This window comes from Streptomyces antarcticus (assembly GCF_026627255.1).
Taxonomy (GTDB): Bacteria; Actinomycetota; Actinomycetes; order Streptomycetales; family Streptomycetaceae; genus Streptomyces; species Streptomyces antarcticus.
In genome coordinates this window covers 1-22,412 of the sequence record NZ_JAPNLM010000055.1, presented here as the reverse complement: position 1 = coordinate 22,412, position 22,412 = coordinate 1, and the positions used below count along the sequence as shown (strand labels likewise).

Below are 22,412 nucleotides of genomic sequence, written 5' to 3'. Positions count from 1 at the left end.
CCCCTGGACCAACCCGAGGCCCAGGAGACCCCGGCCTCGGGCCAGCCAACACCGACCAGGCGACTACGACCGACCCCGCCAGCCCCGACCACCCACCCGCTTGCCCGTTACCGACCCACGCTCCTAGTCCTCGGCTACCCGGCGGCCATGGCGCTCACCGCCGCGGTAGCGGTGCTGATCATCGCCTGCCCGTGCTCGCTGGGCCTGGCCACGCCGACCGCGCTGATGGTCGGTACCGGCCGCGGCGCGCAGCTCGGTCTGCTGATCCGCGGCCCGGAGGTGCTGGAGTCAACCCGTCGCATCGACACGATCGTGCTGGACAAGACCGGCACGGTCACTGAGGGCCGGATGCGCCTGGCCGACGTGGTCCTCGCGGACAGTGAGGACCGTACGGAGGTCCTGTGCCTGGCCGGAGCGCTGGAACACGCCAGCGAGCATCCCATCGCCAAGGCGATCGCGGACGCCGCTGAGGACGAGACCGGCGACCTGGCACCCGTTACCGACTTCGCCAACCACGCCGGGCGCGGAGTCACCGGCACCGTCGACGGACACCAGGTGTTCGCGGGCCGGGCGAGTTGGCTGACCGAGGACCGGGACCTGGAGATCCCCTCCGACCTGGTCCGCGCCCAGCGCAAGGCCGAACGCGCCGGACGAACCGTCGTCTTCGCCGCCTGGGACGACAAGGTCCGCGCCGCCCTCGTGGTGGCCGATACCGTCAAGCCCACCAGTGCCGAAGCTGTCGCCCAGTTCAAGAAGCTCGGGCTGACCCCGGTCCTGCTGACCGGTGACAACCGGGCCGCCGCCGAGCACGTCGCCGCCGAAGTCGGTATAGACGAGGTCATCGCCGAGGTCCACCCCGAGGACAAGGTCGCCGAGGTCAAGCGGCTTCAGGCCGAGGGCAAGGTCGTGGCGATGGTCGGCGACGGTGTCAACGACGCCGCCGCGCTCGCCCAGGCGGACCTCGGGCTCGCGATGGGGACGGGCACGGACGCGGCGATCGCCGCTGCCGATCTCACTCTGGTCAAGGGCGACTTGCGCGGTGCGGCGGACGCGATCCGGTTGGCCCGCAAGACCCTGTCCACCATCAAGGGCAACCTGTTCTGGGCCTTCGTCTACAACGTGGGCGCCCTGCCGCTGGCCGCATTCGGCCTGCTCAACCCTCTCATCGCCGGGGCTGCGATGGCCAGTTCCTCGGTCTTCGTCGTCACCAACAGCCTGCGGCTGCGCCGCTTCCAGCCCACCAACCGTCACTGATCCACCGACGTTCAGAGAAGAAGGACGAATCCCATGGCCGGTATCCAGCACCGCACCGCCCTCGCCATCGCCGCGGCCGTCGTCACGGTCGGCGTCACCGCCGCTGTCGCCACCGCCGCCGTCGTGGGCGGAGGCTCGGAGACCCCGAAGACCCCGAACATGTCGAACATGCCGGCCGCGTCGGCCTCGGCCGCGCCGTCGGTCGCGCCCACCGCGCCGGGTCAGCCGGCCGCCCCGTCGCAGCCGGGTGCTGCCAGCCCCGCTCCGGCGCCCAGCGCCTACCCGCAGCAGGGAGGCATGAGCGAGATGGAGATGCGGATGATGCTGGAGGCCATGCGTATGGGAATGGAGTCCGGCATGAACATGCGCACGGACCAGGACAAGGGCATGAACAATGGCGGCGGCATGGGCGGCATGGGCGGCATGAACATGGGCGGTGGCACGGGCCAGATGGGCCAGGGCAAGGGCATGGGCGGCGGCATGGGGATGGGCATGGGCGACATGTGACGCCCAGGTCCTGTACGTACGTCAAGATGAAGGGAGTTGGACATTGGCCGACGTGCTGGATGCCGATGAGCAGGACCGGCGTACGGCCGTGCGGGTGGGAGTGGCCGCTGCCGGTCTGGTCGGTGCCACGCTGCTGACGGTGGCTCTCGTCGCCGGTGCGCAGCCTTCTACGGCGGCGCCCGGCGAGGCCGCGGGTGCGGCCGCACCGACGGCTGCGACCCCGGCAGCGCCCCAGGCCCCGGCGGCGTCATCGCCTCCCGTCACCCGCAGCAGTGGCAGCGGCTGCGGCGGGCAGAGCGCGGCCGAGCCTACGGCCGCAGTGCCCGCTGCGCCCCAGCCCCAGGCAGCTCCGTCCGCTCCGGCCACGCGCAGCAGTGGGAGCTGAGCCGGCCGAGGCGCGGTTTCCGGTGATGGGCAGTACCGGCCACCTGCTGGTCGCCGGTGGCGCCCCCGGCCTGCCGGCCACGGCCCGTCGCCGGCTGGAGGAACTGGAGTCGCTCTGGTCCCGGTTTCGTGCCGACAGCGAGCTGTGCCTGCTCAACTCCTCGCCGGGCCGGTGGATCGAGGTCTCCCCGCCGACCGTCGCCATCGTCTCCCGCGCCGTACGGGCCTGGGAGCTGACCGGCGGCCTGTTCGACCCGACCGTACTGCCCGCACTGGAGTCGGTCGGCTACACCCGCAACTTCGAGGCCCTGCCGGGTGAACGGTCCGTCGCCGCCTCGTCCGTGCCTGCCCCCGGCTGCTCGGGGATCGAGATATGGGCCGACCGGGTGCGGCTGCCCCGTGGCGTACGGCTCGATCTAGGCGGCATCGGCAAGGGATTCGCCGCGGACCTGGTTGCCGAGGAGTTGCGGGCCGCGGGCGCCGCGGGGGCCTGCGTCAACCTCGGCGGAGACGTACGGGCGCTGGGCTCGGCTCCGGGTGCTGCCTCGTGGGTGGTCGCGGTCGAGGACGAGGCCCGCCCGGGCACTGACCTGGCCTGGCTGGGCCTCGCCGAGGGGGCCGTCGCGACCTCCACCCGCCTGCGGCGCCGCTGGCGAGCCCAAGGGCGGGAGAGCCATCACCTGATCGACCCGGTCAGCGGAGCGCCCGCCGCCAGCGAGGTGGCCACTGTGACTGTCGTGGCGGGGGAGGCGCACTGGGCGGAGGTGCTGGCGAAGGCGGCACTGATCGCCGGACTGAACGACGGCGCCGCCCTGCTGGAGAAGCACGGAGTCGCCGGCCTGCTGGTGACGGAAGACGGCGCGGCGCACAACGCCGGGCCCTGGGAAAGGTTTGTGACGTGGACCCCAAGCTCTGGTGGTACTTCGCCCGTGTCGGCGGGCTGACGTCCTGGTGGCTGCTGTCGGCCACCGTGGTGTGGGGGCTGCTGGTGTCGACCCGGGTCCTGGGGCCGCGACTGGCTCGAGCGCGGCTGCTCGACGTGCACCGGTTCCTGGCGGGATTCTCCCTGGTCTTCCTCGCCCTGCACCTGCTCGGCCTGAGCGCCGACAGCTGGGTCGACATCGGTCTGCTCCAGATCATGTTCCCCTTCACCTCCGACTACCGGCCCGCGGCGGTGGCCTGGGGAGTGATCGCCCTCTACCTGATGGCCGCGATCCAGACCACCTCACTGCTCAAGGAGCGGATCCCGCACCGGTGGTGGCGCTACGTCCACACCACGACCTTCGCGCTGTTCGTCCTGAGCACCGTGCATGCCCTCACCGCGGGCACCGACGAGAGCCTCGTACGCGGGACCGCCCTGGCCCTCCTCGCGGCCGTCGCCTTCCTGACGCTCTACCGGTTGCTGGCCGGACGGCGCACCGATCCCGGCAGCGGGGCCACGGCGAGCCCTTCCCCCGGGCCGGAGGGCCTGGCGCGTTCGGAAGTTCGGCCGGTCGTCGTCCGGGGATTGTGGTCTGCCGCCGAGGAGGTCGTCGCCGTCGAGCTCGCCGCCACGGACGGCTTGCCGCTGCCCGCCTGGGAGCCCGGCGCCCACGTCGAACTCGTACTGCCGTCCGGGAAGATCCGTCCGTACTCCCTCTGCGGAGACCCTGCCGACCGGAAGACCTACCGCGTCGGCGTCCTCCACGTTCCGAACGGCCGCGGTGGGTCGGCCGAGGTGCATGAGCTCACGGCGGGGCAGCGGATCGGCGTCAGGGGACCTCGGAACAGGTTCCCGCTCGTCCTCGCGGACCACTACCTCTTCGTCGCAGGCGGCATCGGCATCACCCCTGTGCTGCCCATGATCCGTGCGGCGGAGGCGGCCGGGCGGGAATGGCGCCTGGTCTATGGCGGCAGATCGCGCGCGACGATGGCCTTCGCAGACGAACTCCTGGCGCTCGGCGGAGAACGCGTCCACCTGGTACCCCAGGACACCGACGGCCTGCCCGACCTCGCTGCCGCCCTGACCGGCACCTCGCGGGGCGCTGCTGTCTACGCCTGTGGACCCCAACCGATGCTCGATACCTTGCAGCGGGTCGCTGCGGAGGACTTCCCCGACCGACATCTGCACGTGGAGCGGTTCCAGCCCGCGAGCACCATCCCGGAGGACGCGGTGGAGTTCCAGGTCGAGCTGCGGCGCAGCGGGCGGGTCCTGCCCGTCCCCGCCGACCGCAGCCTCCTCGACGCCATCCGCACGGCTGTTCCCGGAGCGGCCTCCTACTGCGGGGAGGGCTACTGCGGCACCTGCGAGCTGCGCGTCCTGGACGGGACTCCTGACCACCGTGACACGGTCCTCCCCACCCGCGAGCGCAACCGCCGTGACGTGATCTACCCCTGCGTTTCCCGGTCCACAACCCCGGTCCTGGCCGTGGACCTCTGAGCTCAGGCTTCCTCAATGATCGAACAGACCGAGGACGGCTCCCCACACGGCCGGTCGTCAGCCGCCCGGCGGGTCTCAGCCAGGGTCCGGCGCAGCGCGAGCAGATCCTCGACGGTGGAGTCGATCTCCGCGATACGCGCATCGAGCAGGCTGCGCACCGCATCGCACGGGGGTGTGCCGCCGCGCCGTATCTCCAGTACCTCGCGGACATCGTCGAGGTGGAGCCCCAGGGCGCGGGCCTGGCGGATGAAGGTCAGCAGTTCGACATCGTCCGGGTTGTAGAGGCGGTAGCCGGTCGTGCTCCGCTCAGCCTTCGCCAGCAGCCCTTTGGCTTCGTAGACGCGGACGGCCTTGCGGGTGAGCCCGGCGGCTTCGGCGGCCTGGCCGATGGTCAGTGAGTGCAGCGCCATGGTCGTTCCTCCTTGCCGCCCAGTATTGACCTTGACCCCGGGTCCAGGTTCTAGCGTCGCTCGTGACGGATGAGAACCACGAAAGAAGGAGGTGAGCGCGATGGCGTTTCGCGAGGGCGAGGTCTATCGCTGCCCCGACGAGAACTGCGGGTGCGAGCTGACGGTGACCAAGGGCGCACCTGAGACCTGCCGAGGTCAGCAGAGCCCGACCTGCTGCTGCGGCAGGACGATGTCCAGGACCGAGTAGGCCGCGAAGCCGCAGGCCCGCCGGGTTGGGCGGGCCTGCGACCCCGGCGATGGCGCTCGTGCCTACTTGAGGTAGCCGAGGGCCGTCATCATGCCCGCTTCGGCGTGGTAGACGTTGTGGCAGTGGATCATCCACAGGCCCGGGTTGTCGGCGTCGAAGTCGACGTCCAGGGTCTTGCCGGGCAGCACGATCGCGGTGTCCTTGCGGGGGCCTCCGTCCGGGAGGGCGAACGTGTGGCCGTGCAAGTGCATGGGGTGCCACATATCGCTGCCGTTGACGAAGGACAGCCGTACCCGCTCCCCCGAGCGGACCGGATAGCGCTGCGAGGGCTCGTACTTCTTGCCGTTGATGGCCCAGTCGTACTTCATCATCGAGCCGGTCAGCTTCAGCGTGATGGTGCGGTCGGGCTTGCCCGGCTTTAGGCGGACCGCTTCGGCCGACCGGAGCTGGCCGGCCTGGAGCAGCTTCCCGTCGAGCTCCTTCGGACGTACGGACGCGTCCGGAGCCGTGCCACCGCCGGTACGCAGGATCGCCAGCGCGGTCCGGTTCTTGCCCTCGGCCAGCGCCGTGAGCGGGAAGACGCCGTCGGCGGCGGTGACCAGGACGTCGTAGCGCTCGCCCATACCCAGCAACAGCGCGTCCGTCTCCGCGTGCTCGACGGGGAAGCCGTCGGTGTGCGTGACGGTCATCGTGTGGCCGCCCAGGGCTATCCGGAAGGCCGTGTCGCCGCCCGCGTTGATGATCCGCAGCCTGATTCGGTCGCCAGGCTTGGCCTGGAACGTCTCGGGGTTCTCCGGCACGCGCCCGTTGACGAGGTAGTGGGGGTAGGCCACATCGCCGGCGTCGCCGCCAAGCAGGGGGCTGGTGGCGCCCATCATCATCCGGGACGGGCCGGAGGGCCGGGGAGAGGGGGACGCCTTGGTGGACATCGACATGTTCGACATGTCGTGGCCTCCTCCCGAGCCGCCCATGTCCATGCCGCCCATGCCCTTGCTGAGTTCGGCGAGGACGGCGTCCGGGGTGCTGCCGTCGACTCCGTCGACCCAGTCGTCCAGGACGATGATCCATTCCTTGTCGTACTTCAGCGGTTCCTTGGGGTCCTCGACGATCAGCGGGGCGTAGAGGCCGCGGTCCTGCTGGACGCCGGAGTGCGGGTGGAACCAGTACGTGCCCGGGTGCGGGACGGCGAAGCGGTAGTCGAAGGAGGCGCCCGCCTTGACGGGGCGCTGGGTCAGGCCGGGCACGCCGTCCATGTCGTTGCGCATCGCCAGGCCGTGCCAGTGGATGGAGGTGGCCTCAGGCAGGTTGTTGGCAAGGGTGAGGGCGAGGGTGTCGCCGGCGGTGATACGGACCTCCTGACCCGGCAGCCGGTCGCCGAACGCCCAGGACTTGACCGTACGGCCACCCAGGTCGAGCGGGGTTTCCACGGCGGTGAGCTTCACCTTCCGCTCAGGGCCCGGGTTGCGGTTGGCCTCGGCGGCGGCGACCTCCTTGCCGTCGGGGGACACGTACCCCTCCGGCGTCGGTGCCGCGCCGTGGTCGCCCATCTTGGAGTGGTCCATACCGGACACGGAGCCCGAGCAGGCGGCCAGCAGGCCGCTGCCGGCGACGGCGAGACCCGCGCCAAGGACGGCACGGCGGTTGGGTGTGCGCATGACTGAGTGCACCTCGTATCGGTGTTGACGCATAAAGGAGTTGGCGCGTACACCGCTCCAAGGGGAGCGGCCGGGCGCCGTCCTATATGCGCAGCAACGACGATTGCGCGAGCAGGGTGCGGGGACTGGCCGGGGGCGGGATCGGCCACAGCGCGTGAGCCGGCCGCACGAGAGCCGACAACGCCGGGTCCCCGGTCCGGCGAGAGAGCACCCGGGCGGTCAGCAGGGCGACGGTCCAGACGCTCAGTACGGCCAGGCAGACGGACAACGGGTCCATCCCGCCAACGGGGGCGGGGGCTTCGGCCCGCGGTCCATCGGCCGAGAGCGGCTCCGGGGCGTGGCCCAGCGGAGCCGGTGCGTCAGCCACGACGGCGTGGCCAGGCATGGGGGAGGAGCCGTGCTCCGCAGGGTGACCGAGGCTGTGCATGGTGACGATGCCGAGCAGCAGGGCAGCGCACAGCAGCAGCCTGGCGTGCCAGGCGGTGGCCCTCCGGTGCTCCTTCATCGCGTCCTTCTGATCACTCTGACCGACATCGCCGGACTATACCTTCTGGGGGTATGGCTGTGAGGGGCGGGATGGGTGTGGGCCGGGTCCTCAGGCCTCGGCGGCGATGGCGCGCCGCAACGTGGCGAGGTGTGCCGCCTGGTGGTCGATGACGTCCTCGATCAGTCCTTCGAGGGTCCGGGGGTCCGTGGAGACATGAGGGACCGGCGGGGCTGGGCCCTTCAGTTGCTCGCCGGTCAGGCCTGACAGCAGGCGGATCGAGGTCTCACCGCCAGCGAGGCGAGCGCGAAGGCCGGGCAGGGTCACATGGTCGGTGCTGGGTCCCGGACGGCTGGTGCCCGAGGCGGGCGGTGCCGCGAGGACGTGGCCTGTGCTGAGGAGCAGTCGGCCGAGGCGGTGGTAGCCCTCGGCCGCGTGGGCGGCGACGGCCCCGACGGTGTCACCGGCGTCCGCGCCGGCGCAGGGCCGTACCAGATCCGCCTCGCTGAGGGTGGCGAAGAACTCCGTCATCTCCGCCCACTGCCGGCTTGCCCGCATCATCAACTCGGTGCCGCGCTCGCTCATGACGGATGCCTCCTCGAAGGGCAGGGATCACAGGGGTGGGCAGTCTCGTTCCCTCAGGGCCGGGCCGGAGTGGTGGTGTCGGTGGGCTGTGGCGCACCGCGCGACGCCCGCCGCCCGAAGCGGGTCCGGCCCTGCGGCTTGTACACGGACAGCGCCGTGGCGGCGAGAAGGACGAGAAGTGCGGCGCCGGACTGGACGACGAGCTGGGTCCGCAGGCCCTGGAGGTCGCCGGCGGACCATCCCGGGCCGGCCGCCGCCCGGGCGATATGGCTGATCGGCGGCATGTGTATGAGCAGGGCGGCGGTGGCCAGAACGGTGATCGTGAGCTTGACCGCCACCCAGTAGTACCGGAGCAGGCCCCAGGTGGTACCCACCGAGGAGATGACACCGGTCACCAGGGAGGCGAAGCACAGCGGGACGATGACGGACCAGCCCGTCACGCCCATGGCGACGTAGACCGATCGCACGGTCTGGGCGTCGTCGCTCGTCAGGCCGGCGACTGCGAGGGCGAGGAAGGCCGCGACGGCGCCGAGCCAGCCGACCGAGGCCGTCACGTGCGCGGTGAGTGCGAACTTGCGCTGCCGGGGCGTCATGGGCATCAGGAGTGGCCTCCCATGCCGCCGCCGGCCAGGTGCACGATGACAACGGCCAGGATCAGGGCGATGACGACGATCGCGAAAACGTTCACCCAGCGCGGTCTGCCCGGGGCCGGCTGGTTGCCGGGCCTGCCGGGAGCGGGGGTCGGGTCGGTCATGTCTGAGTCCTCCTCTGTCGTGCGCGAGGGGGCTCGCGACGGCCCCCACTTTTTGCGAGACAGAGTGTCGCTGTCAAGTCCATGGTGTCATGGAATCGGCGGCGCGTATATTTGTGGGATGCCGAAGTTGTGGAACGAGACGATCGAGGCGCACCGTCACGCGGTGCGGGACGCGGCCCTGGACGCCACCGCGGCGCTGGTGACGGAACACGGGCTGCTCTCGGTGACGATGTCGCGGATCGCCCAGGACGCCGGCATCGGACGGGCGACGCTCTACAAGTACTTCCCGGACGTCGAGTCGATCCTGGCCGCCTGGCACGAGCGGCAGATCACCAGCCACCTCGAACACCTCACCTCGGTCCGGGACCAGGCCGGCGCTCCCGGCGAACGGCTTGAGGCCGTCCTGGAGGCGTACGCGCTCATCTCCCAAGCGCGCCATGAACACCACGGAACCGAGGTTGCCGCCCTCCTGCACCAGGGTGAGCATGTGGCGCGGGCGCATCAGCAGCTCAGGGCGCTCGTCCGCGACCTGCTGGCCGAGGGCGCCGAGTCCGGCTCCCTCCGGGCCGATGTCGCGCCCGACGAACTCGCCGGCTACTGCCTCCACGCCCTTGGCGCGGCGGTGGCCCTTCCGTCCAAGGCGGCCGTCCGAAGGCTCGTGGCGGTGACCCTGGACGGGTTGCGGCCCTCGGCAGAGACCGTCGAACCGGCCGCTGCGGACGAGGGCACGGCGAACAGGACGGGGCGCGCGTACCACCCTCACCGTGGACACCGGCACGGAGGCCATTGACCTGGGGCGCTCGACCGGTGCGGGTCAGCGGTCGAGGGCGGGCAAGCGGGTGGTGAAGACGGTGCCGCTGCCGGGGGTGCTGTCGGCGGTGATGGTGCCGCCGTGGGCGGTGGCGAGTTCGGCGGCGACGGCGAGTCCGATGCCGGATCCGTCGGCTCGGGCGGCGCGGCCGCGGAAGAAGCGGTCGAAGATGCGGGGGAGGTCTTCGGCGGGGATGCCGGGGCCGGTGTCGGCCACCAGCAGCTCGGCCCAGCCGTCGTCGTGGGCGTCCCGGCGCAGGGTGACGGTCACCGATCCGCCGGCGGGAACGAACTTCAGTGCGTTGGTGAGCTGGTTGGTGACGATCTGGCGCAGCCGTACGGCGTCGCCTTCGGCGTTCATCTCGGCGAGTTCCGTGCGCAGCGCGATCCCGGCAGCGTCGAACCGGCTGCTGAGTCCGTCGACGGCGTTGCGGACGACGGCGGTTAGGGAGAGGGGTTCCCGTTCGAGGGTGAAGGCGGCGGCGTCGGCGGAAGCCAGGGCTTCCAGGTCCGCGATCAGCCTGCCCAGGCGTAGCGTCTCGTCGTGCAGGGAGGTGACGACCTCCGGGGTGGGTTCGCGGACGCCGTCCTGCACGGCTTCGAGTTCGCTGCGCAGGATGGCGAGCGGGGTGCGCAGTTCGTGCGCGACGTCGGAGGCGAACAGGCGGCGGAGTTCGTCCTCCTTCTCGACCCGGTCGGCCATGGTGTTGAAGGTGGCGGCCAGTTGGCCGATCTCGTTGTCAGGGATGGTGGTCACGCGCCGGTCGCGCTGCCCTGCGGCCAGATCGCTCGCGGCTGACGTGAGTTCGGCGATGGGGGCGGTGGCCCGGCGCGCGGTGTAGAGGCCGACGGCGAGGGCGATCAGCCCTGCGGTGATCCCGCCGGCGGCGAGCAGCTGGTTGACGTCGGACCGGAATTCGTTGTCCACGGCCGGGATCTGGCCCTGGGCGACCCGGAGATCCAGGGTGCCGACCTGCTTGCCGTCGACCGTGATGGGCAGCTCGCGGCGCGGTCCGAGGTCGCCGATGCCCATCATCTCCCGGTGCATGGCCAGCGTCGCCGGGTCCACGTCGGCGTCGTCGAGCGACCAGATACTCTGCCCCGCCGCTCCCCGCAGCTCGACCTGGGAGCCGGTCATGGTCACCGTCGGCGCGAGTTCGTTCAGGGACTGCCGACTCCAGGTGTCGCCCCTCTGGTACTCGGCGGTGAACAGGGCGACCAACTGCTGCTGGCGGACCTGCTGCTGTTCGGCGAGGTAGTCGTCGAAGCGGGCGCCGAAGGCGGTGTTGACGATGACCGCGGTCAGGGCGGCCGACCCGATGCCCAGGGCGGCGAAAGCCAGGGCGAGGCGCCGGGCGAAGCGGCCGCGCAGCAGATTACGCATCTCTCTCAAGTCCCAGCTTGTATCCGACGCCCGGCACGGTGACCACCACGTGCGAGGGCGGGGCGTCGCCGAGCTTGCGGCGGAGGTTCTTCACGTGGACGTCGATGGTGCGCTCGTACGCCTCGAAAGCGTGGCCCTGGACGCGGCCCACGAGCTCCAAGCGGGTCCAGGCCCGGCCGGGGCGGGAGGCCAGGGCAGCAAGCAGGTCGAACTCGGTGCGGGTGAGCTCGACCTGCCCACCGGAGTGCACCTCGCGACGCTCGGTGTCGATCCGGACCCGCCCGCTGCCGTACGAGACGGAGGCATCCTCGGTGGTGCCACGTCCGCCGCGGGCGCGGCGCAGCACGGCCTCGACCCGGGCGACGAGTTCGCGGGGGCTGAAGGGTTTGACCACATAGTCGTCGGCGCCGAGACGCAGTCCCATCACGCGGTCGTTCTCGCCGGCCTTGGCGGTGAGCATCACGATCGGTACATCACTGGTCTTGCGCAGCAGGCGGGCCACCTCCTCGCCGGGCAGACCGGGCAGGCCGAGGTCGAGGATGACCAGGTCCGGGTGGGCGGTGCGGGCGAGTTCGAGGGCCTGGCGGCCCTCGCCCGCCTCCTGAACGGTGTAGCCGTCGCGTTCGAGGTAGTCGCGGACGAGGGCGCGCAGTTTCGGCTCGTCGTCGACGACCAGAACGGTCGCGGTCGCTGTGCTCATGATGCGGGTGTCTCCACGGGGGTCTTGGCTCCCGCGGGCGGCTGCGAGGCCGCGGGGAGCGGTGCGGGGCTGAAGGCGCGCAGCCGGTTGGCGTTGCCCACGACCGACAGCGACGACAGCGCCATGGCGGCCGCGGCGATGATCGGGCTGAGCAGCCAGCCGGTGAACGGGTAGAGGACACCGGCCGCGAGCGGGATGCCCGCGGTGTTGTAGGCGAAGGCCAGGACCAGGTTCTGGGGGATGTTGCGCATGGTGGCCCGGCTCAGGGTCACGGCGGTGACGACCCCGCCCAGGGCACCGGAGATGAGCGTGATATCGGAGGCCTCGATGGCGACGTCGGTTCCGGTGCCGATGGCGAAGCCGACATCGGCCTGGGCGAGTGCCGGCGCGTCGTTGATACCGGCACCCACCATGCCGACCCTCCTGCCCTCGTCCTGCAGGCGGCCGATCGAGATCTGGTCCGCACTCATGGCAGCCTCCTCGAGGGCCGGGCCCGTGCGGCGGCGACGAAGCTCTTCATCTCGAGCCTCCCTCCTGATCACTCTTGACGCTACCGCTACCCCCAGGGGGTACTAAATGGGTCGCACAGAGCGCCCACATGGACGCTTCATGGCCCCTTCACGCTCCCGGCCTAGCGTCTGTGGCATGGAAAGCGCCCTATGTCGGGCCCGAGGCCGGGAGGAAACATGATCAAGCGCAGGGCCGTCGGTCTGGCCGCGGCGACCGTCGTCCTCGGCGGCCTCGGCGCGTACGGCGCCGTCACCGCGTTCGCCGATTCCCCGGCAGTCTCTGCCCCACCTGCGACGACCACGCTCAGCGTCACCGCCGGTGACTTGGACGCGATGATCCGTCACTGTACGGACCAGCTGCCTGCTGGCGAGCGGGCCGAGGCGCGGCAGCAGATGGAGCAGATGATGTCCGGCTCGATGATGAGCGGCTCCTCGCGGGGCGCCCATCACGGCATGGACTGACCCGCACCACACCTCATCCCTCCGTACGGTGCCCGTCCGGGGCCGCGTACAAGCCGGTTTCTCCCTCGGAGTGATCCTCAATGTGTCTGAACAAGAAAGTTCTCGTCGGCCTTGCCGCGGTCGGCCTCGGCGTTGCCGTGCTCAGGCCCGGCTGGGTCGCGGTGGCACTGCCGCTGCTGGTGCTTGCCCTCTGCCCGCTGAGCATGGTCTTCATGATGCGCGGCATGAAGGGGGACCGGGTCAAAGACCGGGCCGGCAGCGCGTGCGCAACTGGAGCCACAACCCGGAAGGCCGCCGAGACCTCCGGCGCCGAACTGGACGACAAGATCAGTGCCCTTCAGGCGGAGCTGCGGTCCCTGAAGGCCACGCAGGCCCAGAGGGAGATCACCACGCCCGCGGTGGCGGAAGAGTCGGTCCGGCTCACGAAGGACACTGGTCCCGGGCCCGGTACCCGCGCCTGACCTGGGCGGCGTACGGGCGGATCCGGCTCCACCACCGGCAGTACGCTGGAGTCCGCTCCACCATGGCCGGCCCGCACACCGAGTCCAGCCATTGCGTGAAGGGAGCAGACGATGTCCCAGAACGTAGCCCTCATCCTGTTGCTCTTGGCCTGCCCCGTCGGAATGTGCCTGGCGATGTGGTTCATGAGCCGCTCCGAGAGCCGGAACCTGCGGCGGATCCAGCCCAGGCACCCGACCGGAGAACCGGCCGCTGCGGACGCGGCGTCCGCCGAGGTCACCCGTCTTCAGGCAGAGATCGACCAGTTGAAGGCGGCCGAGCGGGACGCCCCTCCGGCAGGGCCGGACCGACCTGGGCGCCGCCCACCCGAGGGCTGAACAGGTGACGCGGCTCGGCCGGGACCGTCCAGCCGGGCCGCGTCGTCTTCATGACCGTGCCGGGTCAGCCGACAGGCCGGGCCGTGTACTCGCCGGCGTTCTGCACCGCGGCGACGAGCACGTCGGGGTCAATCTCCGCGCCGTCCTCCAGGAGGACGGTGGAGCGGCCACTACGGAGATCCGTGCTGGCCGAGCGGACGCCGGGGATCTCCTCCAGCTCGTCGTCGATGAGTAGACCGCAGCTGGAGCAGTGCATGCCCTCCACCTCGAGGACGATCCGCGGGCCGGTCTCCACGGCCACCTGCTCCGCAGCCTTCTTACGCCCGAACAGCTTCATTACGCGCCTTCCTTGAAGTCGATGGATCCGGTCTGCATGCCCATGGCACAGGAGAACCGCAGCGTGCCGGGCTTCCTGGTCCCCAGGTCGATCTCCGTGTCGCCGTCCCGCTTGACGATCTCCTGGACTCCGAGTTCAGGGATCGTGAACGCGCGAGCGCAGCCCCCGGAATCCTTGCCACGCAGCACGAGGGTGGTGGGCACACCCGCCTTGGCGGTGAAGGATGTCGGCTCGTAGAAGTCGGTGACCGTGAGCGTGACGATCTGCTTCCCCGCGGCGTCGATGCGTACCAGGGCGTCCGCCGCCGGTTCCTGTTCCTCCGTGGCGCCTCCGGAGCCGTTCGGCACCGGTGCGGCCGCAGCCGGGGGCGTCCCGTTCGTGCTGAAGCTGGCCCAGCCTCCGGCCTGAAGTCCGGAGGCCGCCGTCCAGACGGCGACGGCCAGGACCACGACCCCCGTGACCACGGCGAGGCGGCGGGACAGCGCCCTGCTGGTACGGCGGAACAGGTAGCCGAGCGCGGTGAAGAGCGGTGCGGTGCCGACCACGAACCCCGCCATGACCGCGGCGCCGGCCACTGGAGAACCGGACGTGACCGCGATGAGCTCGACCGACAGCGTTACGCCGCACGGCACCAGCACGGTGGCGAGCCCGATCAGGGCTGGCGTGGCCACCGAATCCGTCTTCGCGCTGCGCCGCAGTACACGGCCGAAAGAGGCCGGAGGCCTGGGCACCAGCCTGGCGACCGCCTTCACGCCGAAGAGGTCCAGGGCGAACAGCAGCATGAGGGCCGCCGATGCGATCAGCATGACGGCCCGGGCGCGGGGACTGGGCTGCAGCACGTCACCGAAGACGCCCAGCAGCGCGCCGAGGAGGCTGTGCGAGAGGAGCTTCCCGGCGAGGAATGCTCCGACCGGCACCAGCGCCTTCGGCTCAGGGGCAGAACCGGGGGCCGGGGCCGGGTTGGACTTGCGGCGCTGAGACGCACGACGCGGTCCGGCCATGGCAGGGACCGGTGCGGGGGCGGCAGGGCTGCGGCGGGTCACCGCACCGGCCAGCAGACCCCCCTGGACGGCGGCGCAGGAGGCACCGCCGGCGAACAGACCGGTCGACAGACCGGTGGCGAGCAGGGCGAGAGACGACGGCATACGTCGGAACTCCTGATCAGGGACGTACGGCGCGCGAGAGGGCACGCCGAAGCGGACGTGAGGAAGACCGGCATCCGGCGGGGCCAGGCCGCGCCGGTGCTGCCCTCACGTCCGTGAGACGCACAATCTGTGCAGATCAGGAGAATCAGCGGCACATTCATCCGATGGAGGGACACCGGACCGGGGCACCCAGCCCTGCGGTGTCGATACGGTCCCCAGGCCGGCGGTGGCCTGCACCGCCGAGGCCGGTGCCGCTGGAGCGGCGGGCGCCGCCACAGCCTGCGGCCGGGCACACTGATCGGAGGCCGCCGGGCAGAAGCCGTCCGAGCCGGGTGCTTTCACCGAAACCGTGGCCCCTTCCGGGCCGACGTCATGCGCGCCCTGCCCGAGCTGGGGCATCGACATCACGTGGTTGCCGGACAAGACCTCAACTGACCGGGCGACACCGGTCACGCACAGGACGAGCGCGCACGCCAGCAGCACTCCGGCCCAGAGCCGGAGTGACATCCGCTGTGCCGCCCGCAACATCACGGACGGCATCGTAGCGGCAGCCGCTGAACCGCGATGCGCCGCATGTCCCATCCGGCCCCCACCGTGCGACGTGTGGAGGGCAAGGCACATGCACCCTGCATGCGGCCTTCATAGCCGCTTCGCATTGCCCGCCTACCGTCGGCGGCAGACACCACGACCCGAGCCGGTCAGTTGATCGTCGACGGCGCAGCCTTCTCTTACGGCCGTCTCTCCGAACGCCGCCTGCGCCGTGCCCTTGAAACCGCACCCTGAGCCAGGCCCCGACACCCGCTTTCCCTCACGCACGGAGTCCTCCGATGAACGAACTTCTCCGCCTGCTGCCCCTGCTGGCCTGCCCCTTGGGCATGGGAGCGATGATGTGGTTCATGATGCGCCCCGGCCGCAGGACCACCGGCATCCGCTCATCCGGCCCCACCGCCCACGAAAACGGCTCGCGGCACGAGGAGCTGGCCGCCCTCAGCAGGGAGGCCGATATCCTCCGCAAGCAGATGGGCGAAGCGCACGATCCCGAGAAGCACGCTCCGGAGCCCACGCGTTGACTGTCGTGCTCCTGCCTCTGCTCTTCATGGTGGCCGTGGTCGGCATCACGTACGCCGTCGTACCAGGGACAGGCCGAACAGTCCGACAGCGCCCGGCGGATCGCCTGCATGGACGCCCGTTCTGAGCTCACCGGCCGCCCGGCCTCTGGGGCGTCGAGCCGGGGCTTGGCGGGGCCTTCGGGAGGGTGCCGCTCGTCAGGTCGGCGGCCGTCCGCGACTGGGCGTGAAGGGTCTGCACCAGCTCACGGTGCCAGTCAGCGAACTGGTCTCGGACAGCGGCAGCGTACGCTGCGAATTGTTTGTCGGTGTGGTGCTGCACCCGGGCGAGGGTGTGCACTGTGGGCGTTACGGGCGATATCTTGACGCTCGTTCTGATGGAGTGTCAGTCTGGTTGAGGGGCAGTTCGCCAGCCGGGAGCACTTTGCCGGAACGTGTCGGTAGACGGCTGAGCGTCGTCGTTCGATCTCGTTCGGTGGCTGCGTCTTGAGTCTGCAGCCAGTCTCGTGAGCCCGCTAGGAATCCAGCCCGCGTTCGATCGGCGGAGGGCGTCAGGAGACTCGCCGGGCCGAGCTTCCTCCTGCGCCACGAAGGGTGGAGTGGGTGTTTAGAAGGCGCATGCTCTATCCGCTGAGCTACGGGGGCTGACCTGCGAAAACACGCCTACCTGACGCTTGGTCAGGGGATGCGTGGGACGCATGTGGGATCTGGGACGGAAACCGCCCCAGCCGCCGGACGTAGCCTCTCATACGACCCCTGACGCGCCGAAGACCTCCCGGAAACAATCTGGACCCGTCCGCTGTTGCAGGGGGCAGGGTCGAGAAGGGGGAGGTGTCGGACCTGAAGCTGTTCCACACGAAAAGCGGCGTGACCGAGGTCGCGCCGCGTCTGGCCGAGGCCGAGGCAGATGTGCAGGACCTCGTCGAGGCGCACATGGAGACGATGCTGGGCGTCCGATTCCTGGCGAGCGAGTACAGCACCGGGCCGGTGCATGGCGGTCGGATCGACTCGCTGGGCATCGACGAGAACGGTGCCCCGGTCATCGTGGAGTACAAACGTTCGACGGATGCGGGTGTGATTAATCAGGGCCTGTTCTATATGGCGTGGCTGATGGATCACCGTGCCGAGTTCGGGCACCTGGTCCGCGACCGGCTCGGGGGAACGGCTGCGGCCCAGGTGCTGTGGAGCGCACCCAGGCTGATCTGCGTCGCCGGCGATTTCACCCGCTACGACATCCACGCCGTCCGCGAGCACCGGCACGCCATCGACCTGGTCCGCTACCGGTACTTCGGCAGCGAGCATGTCGGCCTTGAGACGGTGGCCTCCTTCGCTGGCCGTGCGGCGGCGCCGAAGGCTGGGAGCCGGAGTCGGGGTACGGCGAAGGCACAGCGGACCGCGACGGAGGCCGGGGCCATGGTGGAGCTGGCCGCAGCGGTCGACGAGGTGCTGCTCGGGCTCGGGGAGGACCTCACGAAGGTCTCGAACCAGACCTACACCGCATACCGGCGCATGCAGAACTACGCGTGCCTGGTCCCGCCGAAGAAGGCCAAGCTGCTGGTCTACCTGAAGGCCGACCCGGCGACGGTCGATCTTGTGCCCGGCTTCGCTCGCGATGTGACGGGGCTGGGCCACCACGGCACCGGCGACCTGGAGCTGACGCTCCAGTCCAAGCGGGACCTGGAGCGCGCCGCTGACTACTTCCGGCGGAGCTACGCGCTGGCGTGATAGCCCGGTGCTCGGGGGCAGGCCACGGGCCCTGACAGGGTTCGGTGCTGGCGGGGCGACTGGGATCGTGACGGTACCTCTCGACGGTTCGGGCAGGGGCGGCGGTGGATTTCCAATGATCCGGCGATTCCCCGGTTTGGCTGACCGGGGATCCGCTGCTATATTCCGCCGCGCCCAGTGGCCGGAGCGGGCTGGGAGTCCGCCTCGCGGTGCCCCGGGAGCGCTATGGTCTCGTGGGAGGCCCCGCGGCATCCCCCGTACGTGGGGCCTCCCTTACGGCTACCGAGAGCGGCGATGGAACGTCGGTCGGTCAACGCCCGTGGTGGGGGAGGTCGTCCTCGCGAACGGCGAGATAGGTCTCCGATGTCGCGGCTTCGAGGAGGCCGGGGTCTTCGTCGAGGTCCAGACGCGGGTCGTTCTGGGTGTGCAGCAGTTCTCGCCAGGGGCGGTTCCTGCCGTACTCGAAGGCTTCGCGGACCCGGGGCTCGATCCTGGCACGCTGTTCGTCTTGCTGCTCGCGGAAGACCCGCCGCTGGGTGTGCCGCCGGCGTTCTTCTGCTTCCTCGCTGACGGGCTCGTCTGCCCGGACGTCTTCGGCGCGCATGCCGGGGGTTCGCTCGGCGATGAGCTGGTCCTCGCGGTGGAGCTGGGCGCAGGCGGCGAAGAGCTGCCGGGACATGCCCAGGCGTAGTTCGGTTCCGGGGACGCGGTAGGTCAGGAAGTCGTCGAGGCCGAGGGCTTGGGCGTATCCCCGGCGGCCCGGCTGGTCGTTGTCGGACGTTTCCGTACGGACGGCGCTGCGCATGGCCTGGGCGTCGGGGTCGCGCTCCAGGGGTGTGGTCACTCCGCGGGCACTTCGGCGGCGGCCTGCGCGGTCGGCGGGCAGGGCCACGGTCTTGAGCCGGGAGGGCTGGGCACCGCTGAGCGCGAGGTACACCAGCATCTGGGCACGTGCTGTGCCCATGAGGGCGTCGTCGCTGTCGCCGAGGTGGTCCTCCGGGGAGCCCGGCGGCTGGGGCCATGTGGTGCCGGAGGCGGGGTGGAGCGGTTCCTTGCCGGGGTGGTGGTCGTGGTCGACGGTGAGGAACAGGTCGCCCTGGGGTTGGACGCTGGCTCCGACGAGGATCCGGCGGTGGGCGTATTCGTGGAGGACCTTGGTGCCGCCCTGGAGCTGCTTCCAGCCTTCCCAGAGGCGCGGGCTGCGGACGTTGCCGCCCTTGGCCTCGATCATCCAGTACAGGTTTTCGTCCGCGTGCAGGCCCCACAGGTCCGGCAGCTTCGCGGACGGAGTGACGAACTTGTCCCGCAGGGCGGGGATGGGGCCGCCGTCCTCGATGTGCAGGGTCTGGCCCAGTCCCATCAGCGAGCGGGTCGCCCACTCGGCCATGGTCATGCCCAGGCGATAGCCGAGGGCGTTCTTCGCGGAGCGCTCGGTGCCGTACTCGTAGACCGGGTTGACGGTCAGGCGGCGGCCCTTACTTCCCGGCAGGGGATGCTTGGTGTCGACACTATGGGTGCCGAGGTAGGCGTACAGGGGGGCTACGCGCGCGACGAGTTCACTGCCGGCCAGCTGGGGCATCCGCAGGAGGTTGGGAGTGATGTCCCGGCCCACCTCGGTGGCGGCCTTGAGGATCTCCCGCCAGGTGGTGGTGGGCAGGTACCAGCCGTTCTTCGCCGGGAACCCGGCGGGCGCGGGCCAGGGGGACGGCTTCGCGGTTCGCCACTGCTTGAAGGGTCGCGCCGCCGGGCTGTCGCGGAACAGCACGGGTATGTCCACGCTGTCCGTGTACAGGAGAGGCGGGACATCGGCGAAGGGGGAAGGGATCACCGGCTAACTGTGCCACTCACCGGGGATGCTCCCGTGTTCCGGGTCCGTCGGGCCCGGGCTGCATCCCCGGCTTGGGGGTTCGCATGGCGGGGGGTTCAGCGCCTGGGTGCGGGCTGCGGTGTCGATGCCGGGAGGCGGGATGCGGCGATCTGTGTGGGCAGGCGGGGTGTGGTTGTGGCGGTGCTCTGGGGCTGTCGGTGGCCGTGGCCGTGTGCGAGTTCGAAGGTGATGTCCTGGATGAGCACGGTGGGGGCGTGCGTCGAGAAGTGGACGGCCCAGTCGGGGCTGTCGGCGGTATTGCCGCCCCAGATGGTCCAGGCGGGGAGAAGATCGCCTTGCTTGATGAGGGTGTCGAAGCGCAGCCCTGCCCCGGTGCCGCGGGTGGGGGCTGTCCACTCGATGAGCCGTGATCCGACCTTCAGGGGCCAGCCGACGTCGTCGAGGGGGCGGGACGCTTCGGCGAGGTCCTGTTCCTTGACCGGGGTCTGGGTGCCCTGCCCCCAGCTGTCTTCGGTACTGAGGCCTTCGAGCAGGACGCGCATGATCTCGACGGGGGTGGTGGGGGTGGCGGTGGCGTGCCAGAGGCGCTCGCCTACAGGGGACTCGTAGGCGGCGATCGTCCAGGCGTCGTCGCCGTGGCGTGCTTCATGGAGGAACTCGACGCGCAGGGTCAGGGACTCGTGGCTCGCGATGGTGGTCTCGTCGTGGGGCCGCCACTTTCCCCATTCCCCGTGCTTGGTGAAGAAGTCGGCCAGGAGGGCTTCGTGGTCGCCGGGGTCCGCGGCGTACACGGGCACCAGTTCTGGCGAGGGCGCGCTGGGTGCGATGTTCTGGGTCGGGGCGGGTGCAGGCGCACTGGAGGGAGGCGTGGTGAGTGCTTCGATGGCGGCGCGCTCGATGTCGGTGAGGGGGGCTGGCCCGGGGCGGACGGCGACCGAGTACTGCCTGTAGAAGTCCGCTACCGCCTTCGCCTCGGATTCGTAGTCCGTGACCTCTTGGCGGAGGTAGTCCTCGCCGTGGAAGTGGACGCTCTTGCCGCCTTGGTAGGTGCCGACGGCGACGATGGTCCATCCGTCGTGCGCATGGCAGTGCATGGTGAGGCGGCCGGAGGCGATGTCGTCATGGATCCGCTGGGCTTCGGCGCTGACCTCCCGGATCTCGTCCCGATCCAGGTAGGGCATCGGGTAGTTGCCGTACGTCCACTCGGTGTCGATCTCCGTCTGGAGGACGGAGTCGATCTCTACCCTGGCGCCCTTCTCCCGGAGCATGAGGGCAGCCTGGTTGGCGTAGTGGGGCTCGTCATGGTCGATGCGTGCCAGTACGGCTGTTTGGTCGTCGACCCGGCGGAAGTGGTAGAGGGCGAGCAACTCGTGTGCCAGGTCGCGGCCGGGGCCGTGGTCGTTGAGGGTGGCTATCACGGCGCTGCCGTGGTTGGGATGGAGAGCGAGGCGGACGTGAGAGGCTGCGGGGCTGGTCTGGGGCATGGGGCTCAGTTCTCGGGTCCGGCCGGCCGTGTGGCCGGCCGGACCCGCTGGGGGTGGGGAGAAGGAGTTATCGGGAGGCCCGCGACGATCCGGCGGGGGTGGCAGGGCGCGGGGCGGGCGGACCGGCTCGGGACGCCGGGGCAGGCTGGGGTCTCGGCTGGCGGGCGGCTGCCGGGCGAGTGGCGTGCTGCCAGCGGGCCCGCACGGCGCCGAGGTCGGCGAGGGCGCGGCGGCTGCCGGTGATCAGCTGGTGCAGGGTGTTTGCGGGGTCGTCGGTGAAGGCGTGGATGTGCAGGCCGGTGGTGTGGGCGTGGTGGAGGAGGGCGCGCTGCAGGATCTGCTCGCCCCAGTGCTCCGGGGACCCGGCCGGGGTGGCGAGCATGTCCAGCACCTCCCTGGCTGTTGTCCCGGAGGCGAGGAGGCCGTGGTGCTGGGCCTCCCAGAGCACCGTCACCGCGTCGACCGGATCGCCCCGGTAGGCCAGGGAGGCCATGCACCGGTACAGGACGCCGTGGAGCGGGACGGTGAAGTCCTCGGGCCGCAGCCACCTCATTTCAGGCAGGCATGCGGGGCGTGCGGCCGCCGTCGACAGGAGTAGCTGTTCCTCGCCGGCGGCATCGGTTCCGGTTTCGGTGTCCCGGGTTGGTGGGGGCGGCAGCACGGTGCGGGGGAGTGAGCCGGGGTGCGAGGGGAAGAGCCCGGCGAGGTCGTCGAGGAGGGCGGTGACCGCGTCGGCCCGGTCCAGGACGTGCGCGGCGGGGTTCGGCAGCCCTGGGTCGCTGGCGCTCTGGACGAGGCGCTCGGCGGCGGACCGGATGGTGAGGCGGGCCCGGTTGGCCAGGATCATCTGGGCGTAGGCGGGTGCGTGGCTGGGGTTGGGGCAGGCGTCGGTCAGGGTGTGGAGGTAGGAGGCGGTCAGTCCGCGGGCGTGGGGTCGGGCGTGGTCGAGGAGGGCGGTGATCCATACCGGTTCCCGGGTGTGGATTTCCGGGGCCGGTGGGGTGAGCGCGCTCATTGCCGCGAACAGGGCGCCGTGCATCGCGAGGCTGAAGTGTTCGGGGCCGAGCGGGCCGAGCGTCTTGATACGGAGAGGCTCGAGGATGATCGCGCCGAGGAGGGCCTGTTCGGCGAACCGGATCGGTGGGTCCGCAGGTATGTCGTCCAGGGCCAAATCTCTGTGGTTCGAGGCGGGGTTGGGCATCAGGCGGCCAGGGTGAAGTCGGAGCGGGTGAGGGTCTTGCCGAGGTGCGGGGCCAGCAGATGGGCCGCCAGCAGGGGCGGGACGGCGTTGCCGATCTGAGAGGGCGGTTCGCGAGTTGATGTCCATTTCCGGGTGAGGCTGGGGCGGGGCTGCTGGTCACGGTGCTCGGTCGGCTACTGCTTCCTGGCGAAGCTGCCGGTGTCGACTTCGGTGAGGATGCCGAGC

Annotated in this window: 24 protein-coding genes and 1 pseudogene; 11 read left to right on the top strand and 14 right to left on the bottom strand. The window is 70.6% G+C overall.

Translation table 11 applies throughout. From position 1 onward, the window contains the following. From OTB16_RS38210 to OTB16_RS38195, 4 genes are all read left to right on the top strand, one after another. Window positions 1-1,254, top strand: a 1,254-nt coding sequence (locus OTB16_RS38210; protein ID WP_267727392.1) for a heavy metal translocating P-type ATPase, incomplete at its 5' end; no start/stop codon positions are given. Between the two features lie 33 nt (window positions 1,255-1,287). Continuing rightward, window positions 1,288-1,761 (top strand): hypothetical protein, encoded by a 474-nt coding sequence (locus OTB16_RS38205; protein ID WP_267727390.1) that lies wholly within the window; start codon window positions 1,288-1,290, stop codon window positions 1,759-1,761. 410 nt (window positions 1,762-2,171) lie between these two features. Further along, on the top strand, window positions 2,172-3,089 hold the full coding sequence (locus OTB16_RS38200) for an FAD:protein FMN transferase (RefSeq protein WP_267727389.1): 918 nt from the start codon (window positions 2,172-2,174) through the stop codon (window positions 3,087-3,089). Further along, complete coding sequence (locus OTB16_RS38195; protein WP_267727388.1) at window positions 3,044-4,564, top strand: 2Fe-2S iron-sulfur cluster-binding protein; 1,521 nt, start codon at window positions 3,044-3,046, stop codon at window positions 4,562-4,564. Before OTB16_RS38200 ends, OTB16_RS38195 begins: the two co-directional genes overlap by 46 nt. 2 nt (window positions 4,565-4,566) lie before the next feature. Here the strand turns inward: OTB16_RS38195 and OTB16_RS38190 are convergent, their stop codons facing one another. Beyond that, entirely contained in the window at window positions 4,567-4,974 is a 408-nt protein-coding gene (locus tag OTB16_RS38190; RefSeq protein ID WP_267727387.1) for a MerR family DNA-binding protein, read from the bottom strand. 100 nt (window positions 4,975-5,074) lie between these two features. Here OTB16_RS38190 and OTB16_RS38185 point away from each other — a divergent pair, with 100 nt between their 5' ends. Beyond that, the gene (locus tag OTB16_RS38185) at window positions 5,075-5,221 is read left to right on the top strand and encodes a hypothetical protein (protein WP_267727386.1); all 147 of its coding nucleotides are present in this window, start codon (window positions 5,075-5,077) and stop codon (window positions 5,219-5,221) included. Between the two features lie 62 nt (window positions 5,222-5,283). Here the strand turns inward: OTB16_RS38185 and OTB16_RS38180 are convergent, their stop codons facing one another. From OTB16_RS38180 to OTB16_RS38160, 5 genes are all read right to left on the bottom strand, one after another. Beyond that, on the bottom strand, window positions 5,284-6,876 hold the full coding sequence (locus tag OTB16_RS38180) for a multicopper oxidase family protein (protein WP_267727384.1): 1,593 nt from the start codon (window positions 6,874-6,876) through the stop codon (window positions 5,284-5,286). 82 nt (window positions 6,877-6,958) lie between these two features. Beyond that, window positions 6,959-7,381, bottom strand: a complete 423-nt coding sequence (locus OTB16_RS38175) for a hypothetical protein (RefSeq protein WP_267727382.1) — start codon at window positions 7,379-7,381, stop codon at window positions 6,959-6,961. 90 nt (window positions 7,382-7,471) lie between these two features. Next, the gene (locus tag OTB16_RS38170; RefSeq protein ID WP_267727380.1) at window positions 7,472-7,945 is read right to left on the bottom strand and encodes a hypothetical protein; all 474 of its coding nucleotides are present in this window, start codon (window positions 7,943-7,945) and stop codon (window positions 7,472-7,474) included. Window positions 7,946-7,998: 53 nt separating this feature from the next. Further along, a complete protein-coding gene (locus OTB16_RS38165; RefSeq protein ID WP_267727379.1) occupies window positions 7,999-8,544 on the bottom strand; it encodes a hypothetical protein in 546 nt (181 codons plus the stop codon). Further along, complete coding sequence (locus tag OTB16_RS38160) at window positions 8,544-8,699, bottom strand: hypothetical protein (protein WP_267727377.1); 156 nt, start codon at window positions 8,697-8,699, stop codon at window positions 8,544-8,546. The genes OTB16_RS38165 and OTB16_RS38160 overlap by 1 nt, the downstream gene beginning before the upstream one ends. Window positions 8,700-8,817: 118 nt before the next feature. On the opposite strand from OTB16_RS38160, the gene OTB16_RS38155 reads away from it, so the two are divergent. After that, window positions 8,818-9,489 (top strand): TetR/AcrR family transcriptional regulator, encoded by a 672-nt coding sequence (locus OTB16_RS38155; RefSeq protein ID WP_267727375.1) that lies wholly within the window; start codon window positions 8,818-8,820, stop codon window positions 9,487-9,489. Window positions 9,490-9,513: 24 nt separating this feature from the next. Here the strand turns inward: OTB16_RS38155 and OTB16_RS38150 are convergent, their stop codons facing one another. From OTB16_RS38150 to OTB16_RS38140, 3 genes and pseudogenes are all read right to left on the bottom strand, one after another. Beyond that, entirely contained in the window at window positions 9,514-10,893 is a 1,380-nt protein-coding gene (locus OTB16_RS38150; protein WP_267727394.1) for a sensor histidine kinase, read from the bottom strand. Then, entirely contained in the window at window positions 10,886-11,593 is a 708-nt protein-coding gene (locus tag OTB16_RS38145) for a response regulator transcription factor (protein ID WP_267727373.1), read from the bottom strand. The genes OTB16_RS38150 and OTB16_RS38145 overlap by 8 nt, the downstream gene beginning before the upstream one ends. After that, window positions 11,590-12,042, bottom strand: a pseudogene (locus OTB16_RS38140) (HAD-IC family P-type ATPase); the annotation flags it as partial. The pseudogene OTB16_RS38140 and the gene OTB16_RS38145, both read right to left, overlap by 4 nt. A gap of 237 nt (window positions 12,043-12,279) precedes the next feature. Between OTB16_RS38140 and OTB16_RS38135 the strand changes: the two are divergent. The 3 genes from OTB16_RS38135 (at window position 12,280) to OTB16_RS38125 (ending at window position 13,400) form a co-directional block, all read left to right on the top strand. Beyond that, the gene (locus OTB16_RS38135; RefSeq protein WP_267727371.1) at window positions 12,280-12,564 is read left to right on the top strand and encodes a hypothetical protein; all 285 of its coding nucleotides are present in this window, start codon (window positions 12,280-12,282) and stop codon (window positions 12,562-12,564) included. Between the two features lie 80 nt (window positions 12,565-12,644). Next, window positions 12,645-13,025 carry a DUF2933 domain-containing protein gene (locus tag OTB16_RS38130; protein WP_267727370.1) on the top strand — a complete coding sequence of 127 codons (381 nt, stop codon included), beginning with the start codon at window positions 12,645-12,647 and terminating at the stop codon, window positions 13,023-13,025. 111 nt (window positions 13,026-13,136) lie between these two features. Then, entirely contained in the window at window positions 13,137-13,400 is a 264-nt protein-coding gene (locus tag OTB16_RS38125) for a hypothetical protein (RefSeq protein WP_267727368.1), read from the top strand. A 64-nt stretch (window positions 13,401-13,464) separates the two neighbouring features. On the opposite strand, the gene OTB16_RS38120 is transcribed toward OTB16_RS38125, so the two are convergent. Both OTB16_RS38120 and OTB16_RS38115 read right to left on the bottom strand, forming a co-directional pair. Then, window positions 13,465-13,737: a heavy-metal-associated domain-containing protein gene (locus OTB16_RS38120; protein ID WP_267727366.1), complete on the bottom strand. Its 273-nt coding sequence runs from the start codon at window positions 13,735-13,737 to the stop codon at window positions 13,465-13,467. Further along, window positions 13,737-14,882, bottom strand: coding sequence for a sulfite exporter TauE/SafE family protein (locus tag OTB16_RS38115; RefSeq protein ID WP_267727364.1), 1,146 nt, complete (start codon window positions 14,880-14,882; stop codon window positions 13,737-13,739). Before OTB16_RS38115 ends, OTB16_RS38120 begins: the two co-directional genes overlap by 1 nt. Window positions 14,883-15,709: 827 nt before the next feature. Between OTB16_RS38115 and OTB16_RS38110 the strand changes: the two genes are divergently transcribed. Continuing rightward, window positions 15,710-15,952, top strand: coding sequence for a hypothetical protein (locus OTB16_RS38110; protein ID WP_267727362.1), 243 nt, complete (start codon window positions 15,710-15,712; stop codon window positions 15,950-15,952). Window positions 15,953-16,780: 828 nt separating this feature from the next. Beyond that, window positions 16,781-17,674, top strand: coding sequence for a DUF5655 domain-containing protein (locus OTB16_RS38105; protein ID WP_267727360.1), 894 nt, complete (start codon window positions 16,781-16,783; stop codon window positions 17,672-17,674). A 310-nt stretch (window positions 17,675-17,984) separates the two neighbouring features. Here the strand turns inward: OTB16_RS38105 and OTB16_RS38100 are convergent, their stop codons facing one another. The 3 genes from OTB16_RS38100 to OTB16_RS38090 all read right to left on the bottom strand — a co-directional run bounded on the left by OTB16_RS38100 (window position 17,985) and on the right by OTB16_RS38090 (window position 22,187). Next, window positions 17,985-19,502, bottom strand: a complete 1,518-nt coding sequence (locus OTB16_RS38100) for a gamma-glutamyltransferase (protein ID WP_267727358.1) — start codon at window positions 19,500-19,502, stop codon at window positions 17,985-17,987. A 95-nt stretch (window positions 19,503-19,597) separates the two neighbouring features. Continuing rightward, complete coding sequence (locus OTB16_RS38095) at window positions 19,598-20,986, bottom strand: SPDY domain-containing protein (RefSeq protein ID WP_267727356.1); 1,389 nt, start codon at window positions 20,984-20,986, stop codon at window positions 19,598-19,600. 67 nt (window positions 20,987-21,053) lie between these two features. After that, window positions 21,054-22,187 carry a DnaB-like helicase N-terminal domain-containing protein gene (locus OTB16_RS38090; protein ID WP_267727355.1) on the bottom strand — a complete coding sequence of 378 codons (1,134 nt, stop codon included), beginning with the start codon at window positions 22,185-22,187 and terminating at the stop codon, window positions 21,054-21,056. Between the last annotated feature and the right edge of the window lie 225 nt (window positions 22,188-22,412).

Excerpts from the sequence above, each read along its gene's own strand:
- OTB16_RS38205 (WP_267727390.1), top strand. The coding sequence starts at position 1,288 with ATGGCCGGTATCCAGCACCGCACCGCCCTCGCCATCGCCGCGGCCGTC.
- OTB16_RS38200 (WP_267727389.1), top strand. The coding sequence starts at position 2,172 with ATGGGCAGTACCGGCCACCTGCTGGTCGCCGGTGGCGCCCCCGGCCTG.
- OTB16_RS38190 (WP_267727387.1), bottom strand. The coding sequence starts at position 4,974 with ATGGCGCTGCACTCACTGACCATCGGCCAGGCCGCCGAAGCCGCCGGG.
- OTB16_RS38185 (WP_267727386.1), top strand. The coding sequence starts at position 5,075 with ATGGCGTTTCGCGAGGGCGAGGTCTATCGCTGCCCCGACGAGAACTGC.
- OTB16_RS38180 (WP_267727384.1), bottom strand. The coding sequence starts at position 6,876 with ATGCGCACACCCAACCGCCGTGCCGTCCTTGGCGCGGGTCTCGCCGTC.
- OTB16_RS38175 (WP_267727382.1), bottom strand. The coding sequence starts at position 7,381 with ATGAAGGAGCACCGGAGGGCCACCGCCTGGCACGCCAGGCTGCTGCTG.
- OTB16_RS38170 (WP_267727380.1), bottom strand. The coding sequence starts at position 7,945 with ATGAGCGAGCGCGGCACCGAGTTGATGATGCGGGCAAGCCGGCAGTGG.
- OTB16_RS38165 (WP_267727379.1), bottom strand. The coding sequence starts at position 8,544 with ATGCCCATGACGCCCCGGCAGCGCAAGTTCGCACTCACCGCGCACGTG.
- OTB16_RS38160 (WP_267727377.1), bottom strand. The coding sequence starts at position 8,699 with ATGACCGACCCGACCCCCGCTCCCGGCAGGCCCGGCAACCAGCCGGCC.
- OTB16_RS38155 (WP_267727375.1), top strand. The coding sequence starts at position 8,818 with ATGCCGAAGTTGTGGAACGAGACGATCGAGGCGCACCGTCACGCGGTG.
- OTB16_RS38150 (WP_267727394.1), bottom strand. The coding sequence starts at position 10,893 with ATGCGTAATCTGCTGCGCGGCCGCTTCGCCCGGCGCCTCGCCCTGGCT.
- OTB16_RS38145 (WP_267727373.1), bottom strand. The coding sequence starts at position 11,593 with ATGAGCACAGCGACCGCGACCGTTCTGGTCGTCGACGACGAGCCGAAA.
- OTB16_RS38135 (WP_267727371.1), top strand. The coding sequence starts at position 12,280 with ATGATCAAGCGCAGGGCCGTCGGTCTGGCCGCGGCGACCGTCGTCCTC.
- OTB16_RS38130 (WP_267727370.1), top strand. The coding sequence starts at position 12,645 with ATGTGTCTGAACAAGAAAGTTCTCGTCGGCCTTGCCGCGGTCGGCCTC.
- OTB16_RS38125 (WP_267727368.1), top strand. The coding sequence starts at position 13,137 with ATGTCCCAGAACGTAGCCCTCATCCTGTTGCTCTTGGCCTGCCCCGTC.
- OTB16_RS38120 (WP_267727366.1), bottom strand. The coding sequence starts at position 13,737 with ATGAAGCTGTTCGGGCGTAAGAAGGCTGCGGAGCAGGTGGCCGTGGAG.
- OTB16_RS38115 (WP_267727364.1), bottom strand. The coding sequence starts at position 14,882 with ATGCCGTCGTCTCTCGCCCTGCTCGCCACCGGTCTGTCGACCGGTCTG.
- OTB16_RS38110 (WP_267727362.1), top strand. The coding sequence starts at position 15,710 with ATGAACGAACTTCTCCGCCTGCTGCCCCTGCTGGCCTGCCCCTTGGGC.
- OTB16_RS38095 (WP_267727356.1), bottom strand. The coding sequence starts at position 20,986 with ATGCCCCAGACCAGCCCCGCAGCCTCTCACGTCCGCCTCGCTCTCCAT.
- OTB16_RS38090 (WP_267727355.1), bottom strand. The coding sequence starts at position 22,187 with ATGCCCAACCCCGCCTCGAACCACAGAGATTTGGCCCTGGACGACATA.